9 protein-coding genes are annotated in these 12667 nt (G+C 36.4%); 3 read left to right on the forward strand and 6 right to left on the reverse strand.

The window, feature by feature from the left end; genetic code table 11:
- The first annotated feature begins 69 nt into the window (after positions 1-69).
- The 3 genes from ID741_RS00160 to ID741_RS00170 all read left to right on the forward strand — a co-directional run bounded on the left by ID741_RS00160 (position 70) and on the right by ID741_RS00170 (position 3743).
- Positions 70-1467 (forward strand): TrkH family potassium uptake protein, encoded by a 1398-nt coding sequence (locus tag ID741_RS00160; protein WP_218324493.1) that lies wholly within the window; start codon positions 70-72, stop codon positions 1465-1467.
- A gap of 238 nt (positions 1468-1705) precedes the next feature.
- The gene (locus ID741_RS00165; protein ID WP_438718681.1) at positions 1706-3058 is read left to right on the forward strand and encodes a MurT ligase domain-containing protein; all 1353 of its coding nucleotides are present in this window, start codon (positions 1706-1708) and stop codon (positions 3056-3058) included.
- Complete coding sequence (locus tag ID741_RS00170) at positions 3051-3743, forward strand: type 1 glutamine amidotransferase (protein ID WP_218324491.1); 693 nt, start codon at positions 3051-3053, stop codon at positions 3741-3743. Before ID741_RS00165 ends, ID741_RS00170 begins: the two co-directional genes overlap by 8 nt.
- A 41-nt stretch (positions 3744-3784) precedes the next feature.
- Here the strand turns inward: ID741_RS00170 and ID741_RS00175 are convergent, their stop codons facing one another.
- From ID741_RS00175 to ID741_RS00200, 6 genes are read right to left on the reverse strand one after another with little or no spacing between them, the layout of a single operon-like run.
- A complete protein-coding gene (locus ID741_RS00175) occupies positions 3785-9154 on the reverse strand; it encodes a hypothetical protein (RefSeq protein WP_438718682.1) in 5370 nt (1789 codons plus the stop codon).
- A 31-nt stretch (positions 9155-9185) separates the two neighbouring features.
- Positions 9186-10022 (reverse strand): hypothetical protein, encoded by an 837-nt coding sequence (locus ID741_RS00180; protein WP_438718683.1) that lies wholly within the window; start codon positions 10020-10022, stop codon positions 9186-9188.
- 9 nt (positions 10023-10031) lie between these two features.
- Entirely contained in the window at positions 10032-10535 is a 504-nt protein-coding gene (locus ID741_RS00185; RefSeq protein WP_438718684.1) for a hypothetical protein, read from the reverse strand.
- Positions 10528-11271, reverse strand: a complete 744-nt coding sequence (locus ID741_RS00190) for an LPXTG cell wall anchor domain-containing protein (protein ID WP_438718685.1) — start codon at positions 11269-11271, stop codon at positions 10528-10530. Before ID741_RS00190 ends, ID741_RS00185 begins: the two co-directional genes overlap by 8 nt.
- A 19-nt stretch (positions 11272-11290) precedes the next feature.
- Positions 11291-12061, reverse strand: coding sequence for a hypothetical protein (locus tag ID741_RS00195; RefSeq protein WP_218324486.1), 771 nt, complete (start codon positions 12059-12061; stop codon positions 11291-11293).
- Positions 12039-12629: a signal peptidase I gene (locus ID741_RS00200; protein ID WP_218324485.1), complete on the reverse strand. Its 591-nt coding sequence runs from the start codon at positions 12627-12629 to the stop codon at positions 12039-12041. The genes ID741_RS00195 and ID741_RS00200 overlap by 23 nt, the downstream gene beginning before the upstream one ends.
- Between the last annotated feature and the right edge of the window lie 38 nt (positions 12630-12667).

Genomic DNA, 12667 nt, shown 5'->3' on the forward strand with positions numbered 1-12667 from the left:
CTGATTTTCAGCGCGTTTTTTTGATTGTCTGCTATACTAAGATTAAGAAAAAAATTTAGGAGTACCCCTATGCACTTAGAACAACGCTTCGACTTTTTGAAAAAACAGTGGCAAAAATTAACTAATCGCTTTTCGTCGATTCAAATTATTGTTTCCTACTATATTGTAATGACAATTTTAGCATTAGGCTTATTTTATTTGCCGATTTTTCGACAACCAGATTCCCATGCTTCTTTTTTAGATATGCTGTTTATGGCCATTTCAACTATATCAGTAACTGGTTTAACGACTTTCAATATTCACGAAATATTTAATGATCGTGGCGTTGTTTTATTGGAAATTCTATTTCATGTTGGTGGTTTAGGGATCATGATGATTAGCACTTTCTTTTTCATTGTTTCTAAGCGTAAAATCACCTTAAAACAAAGGCAACTAATTATGACTGATATGAATCAACCTCGTTTAAGTGGGATTGTTAATCTAATCAAGGTTACTTTTAAGATGATTCTGTGGGTTGAATTGATTTTTGGCATTTTATTTTCTCTTCATTTTTATTTAAGCGGTTCTTACAAAAAAATCAGTCAGGCAATTTTCTATGGTTTTTATCAAGCAATTTCGGCGGTTACCAATTCAGGTTTTGACGTGACTGGTGATTCGATTATTCCCTTCGCGAATGATCATTTTTTCATTCTAACGGTTATGCTATTGATTTTTATCGGTGGGATTGGTTTTCCAGTGATGATGGATTTTCATGGCTGGGTTTTTCACAAAATAAAAAAAGACCGAATGCCTTTTCGTTTTTCACTCTTTTCTAAAATTGCCCTTTTAGCTTTCGTAATTTTATTTATCGGCGGCGCATTAATTATTTGGTTACTAGAAAAAGACCATAGTTTTAATCAGATGAATTTCTTAGACCAATGGTTAAATGCTGGCTTTTATTCCATGACTACCCGTAATGCTGGCTTACAAATTCATGATTTAAACCAATTCCAAGGTACTACTTTGATTGTCTTTTCCATGCTGATGTTTATTGGCTGTTCACCTAGTTCCGTTGGCGGTGGTGTTCGAACGACAACCGTTGCAATCATCGGATTATATCTCTATTCTTTCTTGAAAAATGAAAATGACATTAATGTTTTTGGTCGTAAAATTCCACCAGAAGATGTCAGAAAATCGGTTGTAGTTTTTATGCTTTCAGCTGGAATGTGTTTTTTTAGTATCTTATTTTTGACTGCTACAGAAAAACATTCTTTGGTAGCAATCATTGTCGAGGTTACTTCCGCCTTTGGAACCACCGGACTATCATTAGGCATCACACCAGATTTATCTATAACAGGTAAATTGATGATTGCTTTATTAATGTTTATTGGTCGAATCGGCATGCTGTATACTTTAATGCTCTTTGTACCAAAAGAAACCCGCGATATTGGTTACGAATTTCCTGAAGAAAAAATTATTATCGGATAATCAGCACAAAAAGTTTAAAGGTTATCCAAAAATTCATCGTATTTTATTCATATTTCTTCGTTAATATACAAACATACCAAATAATCCTATTTCTTTTTCATCCTTACTCCTGACCCGATGTTCCCCTGACATCGGGTCTTTTTTGGTTAAAACTTAAGAAAGAGAAAAGCCGTTTAAATTTTTTTGGCAAATATGATAAGATACAACTAAATTTGTAAATAGACACGGAGGATTTATGATGGGGTTAAAAAGTCAACTAGCGATTACCGCTGGCAAGACGGCACAATGGGTTCTAAAAACCTTTTTCAAAGGAGGTTCCAGCTATCCGGGGAAACTAGCGTTAAACTTAGATCCAAAAGTGCTGGATGCCCTTGTAAAAGATTATAAAGTGGTGGTTGTTACTGGAACAAACGGCAAAACTCTAACAACCGCTTTAACGGTAAATATTTTAAAACAAGAATACGATTATGTCTTAACCAATCCAACTGGTGCCAACATGGCCCAAGGAATCGTATCTACTTTTTTAAATGCCAAAGGAAAACGTGGCGATAAAAAAATTGCTGTCTTAGAAATTGACGAAGCAAGTTTAAGTAAAGTGACTGAATATATTAAACCTGAACTGTTCCTATTCACCAATATTTTTCGCGATCAAATGGACCGCTACGGTGAAATTTACACCACTTACAAACTAATTGTCGACGGCGCCGCAAAATCGCCTACAGCGCCAATCATTGCTAATGGGGACTCACCAATTTTTAACTCAGTAGAAACTGTGAATCCTAGAAAATATTATGGCTTCGATCACGAACCTGATCATGAACAAGATGCCCATTACAATACTGACGGTTTGCTTTGTCCAGTTTGTCAGCATATCTTAAAATATCAAATGATTACTTATGCTAACTTAGGTAAATATTTCTGTCCTAACTGTGGTTTCCATCGTCCTGAATTAGACTATCAATTAACCGAAATGGTAGCTATGGATAACCAATCCTCTGAATTCGTGATTGATGGACAAGATTATAAAATCGAAGTCGGTGGTCTTTACAACGTCTACAATGCACTAGCGGCTACCGCTGTAGCAGAATATTTCAACATTGCTCCTGAAAATATCAAAAAAGGCCTTGGTTATGATGAAAAAGTTTTTGGTCGCCAAGAAGAATTTGAAATTGAGGGTAAAAAATGTACCTTAGTTTTAGTGAAAAATCCGGTGGGTCTAAACCAAGTAATCGATATGATTGGACTAGCACCCTACCCTTTCTCACTAGTCTCTTTACTAAATGCTAACTACGCTGACGGGATTGATGTCAGCTGGATCTGGGATGGTAATCATGAAGCATTTGCTGAGATGAATATTCCAGCGGTAATTGCAGGTGGCGATCGACACAAAGATATGGCTTTGCGACTAAAAGTGGCTGGGATTCCTACAGAAAAATTAACTGAAGCCGAAAGCTTAACTGAAGTCATTGAAGATATCAAAAAATTACCTACTGAACATGTCTATATTTTAGCGACTTACACAGCAGTCTTACAATTGAGAAAAGAATTGGCACAAAAAGGTTACATTGATGGAGGAATGGATCGTGGCTAAATACGAACTGAATCTAGCACACTTATATGGTAATTTACTCAACACATACGGCGATAACGGCAACTTGTTAATGTTGAAATATTATGCTGAAAAGATGGACATTGACTTGCATACTGAAATTGTCAGTATCTACCAAGACTTCGACGCTGAGAAATACGATATGGTTTTCTTCGGTGGCGGACAAGATTATGAACAAATGATTGTCTCAAAAGATATCCAAAATAAAAAAGAAGCCATCGAAAAATATATCGAAAATGATGGAGTGCTTTTAGCTGTCTGTGGTGGCTATCAATTATTAGGTCATTATTACGTCGGCGCTGACGGCGAAAAAATTCCCGGTATCGGTGTAATGGATCACTATACTTTGAGCCAAGACAATAATCGTTTTATCGGTGATATCATTATTCATAATGAAGAATTTGACGAAACCTATTACGGCTTTGAAAATCATAATGGTCGGACTTTCCTTGGTGAAGGTGAACGACCACTCGGTACGGTAAAAGAAGGTAAAGGGAACAACGGCGAAGACAGCGGCGAAGGCGTCATTTACAAAAATGTTTACGGCACGTATTTCCATGGTCCAATTCTTTCTCGCAATAAAGCCCTAGCTATCCGTTTATTACAAACTGCTTTAAAAAATAAATACGGTGAAAATATTGACTTACCAGAAATTCCTGAAGACTAAAAAGCGTGGCTACGAAAAAATCGTAGTCACGCTTTTTAACTTTAATTTTCTGGTGGATCCCAAATCATAAAGGTCCACGGTACTTGATAAAGCGGTTCGGTATCAGCTTCATTTTGATAAGCGCTAAAGACAATTTGATATTCGCCATTTAAACTTTGAGCTAAATCATTCGCTATCTGAATATTCCAGGAACCAGTATCAGCTCCCAAAATCGGATTCAAATTAGCAAAAATTTGATCTCTCACTGCATCCTCCACCACTTTATATTGACTGCCATTTTTCACTTGAACTTCAGCCGTTACTTTTGAAATATTGGTTTTAGAATAGTTTAAAGTAATATCTCGAACTGAACTGCTGTTGTATAGTAGGCGGTCATTTAGGTTTGATGTGACTCTTAAACCAGTTGAAGGCTGCTGGGCTATCATAAAAGCTCCACTAATCGTATTAACAACTTTCCCATTGAGTGGATAGTCGCCTTCATAATTAGTTTTTATTTGCAAGTTCAGATTATAAAAGCCAACTGGTAATGGATCGACTGGTGTGGTGATTTTAAAATTATATTCAAACAATGCCCCAGTGTTAGTCAGATCTCCTAATGGATAAATAAATATCAGCTGGTTACCAACTCTGCGGGTTTCAATAATTTCGCCCTCACTGTCTGTAAGTAACGTCCCTTGAGGCCAATTGACGGTATCCCCATTCATCGCACTGGTCAAATCAATAACCATTGCTACAGACTTATCTGTATTAAAAGCATCTACACTACCAGTCACATCGTTTACATCGAGGCTACCACCTAAATTTAGTGCTTCATTTTGTTGCACACTAACAGGTGGAAACTCAGTTTGATTATGGGTGAAGATACGCTCAGAATTTATGTTATATCTTGGACTTTCATAAGCTGCACTTGTCGCAAACTCTAAACTAATATAATTATCAGAAGTAGTTATAGGGGCGTTGCCTTGTCCAAAATCTATAATAAACAAATAGGAAAGTTGATCATAATCGACCGCCCAATTCTTCATATCCGCGATAGTTAAGGTTTCGTTCGTTGTCCCAGTCCGAATAAATTTGGTGAGATCAACCTTAGTTAATGGACTACCAGTATCATTTCTATAGTAATAATAAATTGGGTCAATAGGCTCACCATCTTTTCGTGACTGATTCTTCATCAAGATTGTCGCTCCTGCTGGTAGATTCACTTCAGCTGAAGTCGATCCATCGGATTTATTAAAAGATAGGAAAGTGTCATTACCAATTGCTGCACCAACATTATTTTCATTCACTCCTGTCACATCATAAGCAAATTGAACAGTAAAAGCACCATCTTCTAATGTTGTAGTAGCATCACCTGGAGTTATTGTAGAATATTCTTTCCCAGCAACCAAAGCAGTTTCTGGTGTAATTTTGGACAGCCGTCGTCTAATGTTTAGAACTACTTGAAATTCAAGATCATCCGAATCTTTTGATTGATAAGTAATTGTCACTTTTCTTGCATCTAATACATTATTGATATTGTTTGTATTAAATATTTCGTAGTTTAATTGATTTCCAGTTTGCGAAATATTACCAATCGAGGTAATACCATTGATTGAAGCCAACTCTTCTATTGAACCTCCACTAAATCCATTATCAATCGCAAATGTTCGATTACCATAAGTTACGCCATTATTTAAATTGTTACTAATTGTATTTTTTGTCTCTAAATCAACATTTGAGGTAGTTTCTACACTCTTTATTTGCAAATTAGATCCTGTTAAATTCTCAAAATCTGGTAAATCGACAGTTTGTATTCTTGGGGTATTTTCAGTTTGCCAATTTGGATAATCTGTTTCATTAAAAGCATAAATGTCACGCTCAAAAGTTTCACGGTAGCGAATCCTAACTTGCTTTACTGGAGCGATATTTCTAAATTCATTGGTTGCGCCATCAAGTGTGTACCGTTGAATCAAATATGGCTGCCACGAGGTAAGTTCTTTAGCTTTTGTATCAAATTCTGTCTTGGAACCATCATAGATAACAGGCAAACTTGCAGTCATTTGTTCTCCATAAGGAACAAGGGTATTATTTGCTCCTCGAACTTCTGCAACAACTTTGACCATTGTCACATCTGCTAAACTATCCTGAACATCTTCATAGGGAACATATTTGGCAACAGTGGCACTTCCTCCAATCGAAGTATCACCACTATTATAGAGCAGATCTTTATCCGTGGAATAATACACTTGATAATTAACATTTGCCGAAGATTCTATTGATACCTCTCCATTTAACTTCAGGGAATATTGGCTAGTTTGTTGTGAATCATACCATTCAGGTAAGTTCGCATTTGCAGTTGTTTTAGGAATTGGTAAGTAATAAAAAAATCTACCTGTTGGGCTGACTACATATCCAGGCTGACTAGTATTATTCATGGAAAAATTCATGTCAAAGGCTGTTTCGTTACTGTCTAACATGCCTATTCCAGCATCATCTTCAGGTACTTCTTCAGATAAATCAGTTCGCAATCCAAAATCTAGTTCAGCTTGCACAGTATTGAACATATAGTTTCCACTATTATTGGCACCAGATAGTCTGTAGCCTGTTTGAGATGGATCATTATTTGAATAGTAAAAAATTTTCGCTAAATCAGTTTTTTCAGCTGTTTCAGCTGTACTTATTGCTTCACAGACTCCCCAACGATCCGGTACCATTGTTGCAAGATTTTGACCTGCATAGCCAGATGCTAAATTCTTGTCTGTTATAAACAATAATTCTTGATAATTTATCGCTTCGGCACGGGCAGAGATATTTACCTGCATCTGATAATTAATTTTAATATTATTACCTATTGTCTCACGGTCTTCATTATAATATCCTATACCTTTTTCTGTCTGTGGCGTGACCAGATAAACCTTACCATTCACGCCATTTTCTCCTAAAAGAATAGGGTCACTCAAATCATAGGTTAACGCCTCGCCGTCTTGGGTGAGGCCAATTGTCGAAGGCAGTAAATCCATATCAACTGGCGTTCGAATGATAAAAACTGGATCAGGAGAATACTGTCCATAGGCGTACGGATAGAAATAATGGAAAGCTTGGGCAGCTACATTTACTCTCTCACCAACCGCCACTCGATCATTTGTTGTTGTTAATAATCGATCCTCATCATTTTTAACTGTCATATCGTTAATCCCTAAGGAAACATCTGCTTGGTTAGCAACAAAACTATCCGTAATAATTTGTGTACGGATACCATTATTAACATATTCATTACTTTCAGTACCTTCTATACCTTTTATACTAAATGTCGTTAAAGGTCTACCATTCCCACCAGCAGTCTGAAAAGTCTCGCCAAAAAAGTTTCCTCCATTGTTTCTAGGCTGTCCATCACTTCCACTTGTATAATTTCCACCACCTCTTGTTGGTGTAATTGCTAAATCATAAGTTAAGGACTTAATGTAATAGTCGTCAATATCCCCGGGCACCTCATCTAATCCTTTTGTTAACATTTCACGATTGACATAATAAAATCCTCGTTCGTCAGGATATCCGAGTAACGGCTCTACCTCTTTTGAATTGACATTACCTACAACGCTATGACTATAGTTTCGGGAAATGTTCACACCTGCATACTCTTGACTGGGTATTAAAGTGTATTCCCCTTCTAACACATTTTGACCTGCACTAGATCCTTTTTTCTGAAGTTTAAATTTAAAATTATAGAGATACTCTCTCGCTGAAGCAATACTACCGCCATAGTCAGTATTTACTGTCCAGAATTGGACAGTTGTAACACCCATTCGCCACGGTGTTCCAGTACCAAATTCATAATTTACTTCAGCAGTTCCGCTACCACTCGTCGTTTCTTTAATTAAGTTAAAACCTAACAAATTTTGTTGCCCCTTTGTATTTGTTAATGTTGAAACCCAACTGCCGCTAATACCATTAGGATTTAGATTGGCAAAGTCTAAAGGCACATTTTCGCCCTTAATAGACACTGAAATCGTTGAATCTCCTAAAAGCCAAACTTGATTTCTTTCCATATTCATATTACCGTCTTCATCAGCCTGATAATTCCCAAAATCCCAACCTAAATTTTCACCGGTAAATAAAATTTTATCACTAGTAGAAAAATTCTTGCTAGGATCCGGTTCTTTTGCTTCTGAAGGTAGTTTATAATGCATCTCTAGTTGATTGACTAATAATAAATATTCTTGACTTGTATCGGCAAAAGAATAATTCACGATAACTCTGCCATCCGCCTGCGTTTCAGTAGAATACGTTAATACTGGTTTTCCATTTGCTGCAGTCAATCGATCAATCCAGGCTTGCATTCTTGTACCATCTAAAATAGCCGATACATATGTTCCGTCTCCTAAATCTTTGTAAGGAACATAAGCTTGCCAAGAAACATTACTCATATAATAGGCATTTCGGCCAAGACTCTCATTCGTTCTTCTTAAGCGCGTTTGAATGTAAATACTTAAATCTGTATCTAAAGTTTGCGGATTGGGTTGTCCACTTCCTGGTGTTGATCCAGTAACAACCGATGCCACTGCTGGTGAAGGCATATTAATATCATCTAAGGTTCTTTTTTCAACCGACGTATCATCTTCAAACATTTCAATTGTTAATGGAAGGCCTCGAGTAAGACTGCTATTCTCCACACCGGACCAATAAGATCGATTATCGTGACCAGTATCCATATAATTGGGCAACAGACTTAGAGATAAGCCCGCAGTTTCAAATGAAGGATCTAGCTCAATAACAATCTTTGATCCAGTTATGTAACTAGTATTATAAGGATTATCTTCATTACTAGAATCAAGAAATTCTGACTCATTAAAGGTTGTATCCATTTGATTAATTACACGTGGGTTTCTTTCTTTGATAGACCAGTTAATTACATGAGGAGAGGCGTTAGAACCAGCTATATCATCTAATTGCGTTCTTCTTATCATAACGCCATAAGGAATATCAACTTCTACTTGTCTAGTAGCTGCTGAAGTTGTGTAATCATTCAACTGAATATTTAGATTATATCCTTGTGTATCTACACCCAGCCAGTTTGTACTAACGTCGAGTTCATCGTCTTTTCGAAAATAAGTTTCTGAACCATTTTCTCCAGCAACCCTTGAAAAAAATCGATCATTCACAGCTTGTTCTGATCCAGTTTTGGCTTCGGGCATTTCTATGTCTGCTGCCTCTTGTTCAGTATCTTCTTCAAATGATATTTCCGGTTCTTCAGAAGAAGTACTTGTTGCTTCATTTGCTGGTACCTCTTCATTTTTTGTATATGAATTCAAGGTACTAGTTTCTGTCCCAGAAGTTTGTCTTTGACTAACAGCAATCGAAGAAATATTAGCAAACGAAGAGACTACTAATAAAAAAGTGATGACTGATATAACTATAGGTCTTATTTTTTTCATAAAATCATCTCCTCAAACTTTCCTCGAGTTACTAATTATTTACAGCTAATCCACTTACAAAAAATACATCTGCTGATTGATTTGTATAAACTTCATCAGGCCTGTACTTCAGCATATAAAAAACAATTGATTCTCCTGAATTCAAAGTATCTAACTGGATAGATCGAGCATCCCCGATTCCATTCACGATGGTTTTTCCAAAAAAGATCGAATTTGTCTGATCAGGTGCTACAGTATCGTTACTCCAGGATAAAGTTAAAGCTGTAGCTGTATCTGCCGTAACTGTTACTTTGGCATAAGGACTGCTAGCTGAATCTTCTACCGAGTAGGTATAACCACTCGCTGCTTTCTTAATTAAAAAATCAGCTGACAATTCATAACGATAAGGAGCTGTTACTGTAGCTTTCACTCGAACTTTTCTTTCCTCTACTCCCGATAAAAAGTCATCAGGCAAAATAATATTTATATCATCAGTTGTCTGTCGTGTTTTCACATCAGAAGCAGCTAGAGTATTACTGTAACTTGTATCATTTGCACCACTAGCTTCTGTTCTAAAACTCGTTACACCACCATCAAGTATGATTGTGTAATCAATCGGTACCTCGGTAAAACGTTCCGCATCTGGAAAGTTTTTTAATTTCAAACCGATGCTGTCTCCTGCAATCCAGTTTGACAGAGTGTAATCAGCTTCTGAACTAGGATTATCCTCTAATAAATAATTGCTATTAAAATACATATCACGAGCCTTAATCGGTTGGTCCTCAGATTGTACCTCGATATATTTTGCGTAAGCGAACAAGCCTATGAAAAGAATTGATACTACCGCAATCGCACCAACTATTTTTTTGTTTTTTAGTATATTCTTCATCTTATTCACCTAATCCAGTTGTTGCGTATCTAATCTCAAGCGCAATGCTTTCAATTGACCTGCATAACTATAATCATTCATGTCTTCTGGCCAAGTAACCGTGAGTATAAATTCATCTGTTAACTCTTGTTTTTTTCCAGGCGTCATTTTTCCACTGTACAGCAATGATTCCGGTACACCATCTTTTTTCAAAGTCCATTCCAATGGTAGAGAAGCAAAATTTTCTAACGATAAGTTATATGTATACGACGTTTCGGTTTGACTTGCGCCTTTAAAATTCGAAATGCTCACAGGAATATTGATTGTTTCTCCCGGAACCATCTCGTCATCATCTGTAAGATTTTCAACAACCATTCCATCGCCTAAAAACAAAGCGACACGAGAAGTTTTATTATTTTGGACACTTTCTTGATATTTTGAATATGTAAAACGAACTAGAAAAGAGAACGAAATCAGAATAACTGAAAATAAAATAGCAATTAAATAGCGATTGTCTTTTACAAACTTATTCATTTGTCTCTTCCTTTCTTTTTCGTTTAATAATTAAAACTATGCCAATTAATAAAAATCCGGTGTAAACCCACCCGTATTGCAAGGCCTCACCCGTTTTTGGTAAATATCTGAGAATTCCCGAATCTCGATTAGTTTGACTGCCTGAACCACCTCTTGTATTAGGAATCTGCATCAACGGTATGTTTCCATCACCATTCTGATCATCACTGGCAATTCCTTCCTCATTCAAAATGGTGATAATAAATTTGTAATACAAATCTTCATTTTGTGCCTGAATGCCCAAATCAGTATCCCGTGGATTGCTAACATAACCGTCCCACTGCCACCTAATCTCATAATTTTCAGTCTTACCTCTCGCCAGACTTCGATCACGACTTAAGGTCCCATTCAACTCTTGATAATTGGCCTCGCTGCCAAAAATCAACTCATTATTTCGATAGATTGCATATTCAATTGGAATATTGTGCTGATTTTCAGTAGCCATCGTTAGGCGATAATCTTGTCTAACATCGGTAATATTTTTAATTGTAAAACGGAAACTGCCATCTTTGGTTGGGTATAATAAAGTATCACCATTTGATTCGGGGTCGCCAAATAGAGGGAATTTTTCATTCTCTTGCCAAAAGACATTGTTTTGGTCTTCAATTTCTAAAAATTCTGATGCCCTTACTTCTTGTGCCATTCCGAAAAAGAAAAAGAGACACAATCCGCAAAGGAAGTATTTAATTCTTCGCATCATTGTGCCCCCCTATTAATTAGTCAAGTTGTGTAAATGCAACATCTACTTTTAGTTGGTATTTTGATAATTTGTCATAGTCATTATCACCAGTTATTACTTCGTTTTCGTTTGTTGCATTCTTTGTACCTAAATTTGTGTCTAATGAATCATTAGTAGCAACAGGTTCTCTTTCAAATAACCAACGCCAAGCTACAGCCACTGTTTTTGTTGTTGATGTCCCACTAGCTGGTTTCATTAAATCATAGGTACCTAATCCAGATGCAGTTGAAATTGCTGTATTTAAAGCAGCAATTGTACCCCAATCAGATGAAGTATCTGGTTGACCACTAGCATTATAAGTAATTAATGAATACTCAATTGGAATACTGTTCGTATTTGTTTCACTAAGAGTAATGTTAGAAGCTCTTACCGCAACCTCTGAATTGTTTTCCAAACCAATTTCAAAGAAGCCTGATGTACCTGGTGCTAAAATATTTTTGTCAGTGTTATTTGACCAAACATCTTGTTCACTAGGATCACCAGCTGTGTTAACAGCTGTCGGCGTTTGCAAAACATTACCTAAAATGACAGGTTTTTCTTTCCAATCATCATATAAAGAATTTAAATTAAATACATCCTCTGTAAAACTACTACCTACTTCAAATTTCGCCACCCGTGCTGATGCATCATGAGTTGCTGTGCCTGTATACTTCGCCAACGTTCCTCCAACTAAACTTAAAGTGACCACAACGAGTGCAGTGACTATGCCTGCGCGTCTGATGTTCTTATCCTTCTTCCGTTCCTTCATCACTTGTTCCTCCTTTTCTTTTATGCATAAATGATCGAATTCGATCATAAGCCAAAAATAATAAAATCGGTATGCCCACTGTAATTACTAGTCCAATTGGTGTTTGTAAAAACAGCAAGACGTCGCCAAGCTTTGGGATGGTAATTGTGCTGCTCCCTAAAACTTGCTCAGGTGTTACTAGATTTTGGTCGGGTGTATTATTGGCCCGCCCTTGTGTTTGATAGGCTATTTCTCCATCTTGTTCTTGAATCGAGATGACCTCATGGGTAATGTACTCATTATTTATTTCATAAGTGATAACATCTCCCACTTGGAAAGTTTGACCATCCGTTTTTGTATCAACAATGACCAAATCACCCACTTTGATACTGTCAGCTTGTCCATCGTCCATCGATCCAGACTGAACAATTAATGGTGTTTTCCCAAAAATTTGTGGAGGAATATCAGGATTAGCATAACTCTTATATAGTAAGTAACAATTCATAATTAATAATGGAATCATTATTACTAATAATATTTTCCCAATCAAACCAGAAATTGAAAACTTTTTTTTAACACTGGATTCCAATTTATTAACCTCCTTTTATTTAATTTAAGAAACAAAAC

Origin of the sequence: Enterococcus sp. AZ103 (assembly GCF_051714685.1) — a bacterium.
In the GTDB taxonomy this organism is placed as follows: domain Bacteria; phylum Bacillota; class Bacilli; order Lactobacillales; family Enterococcaceae; genus Enterococcus_A; species Enterococcus_A alishanensis.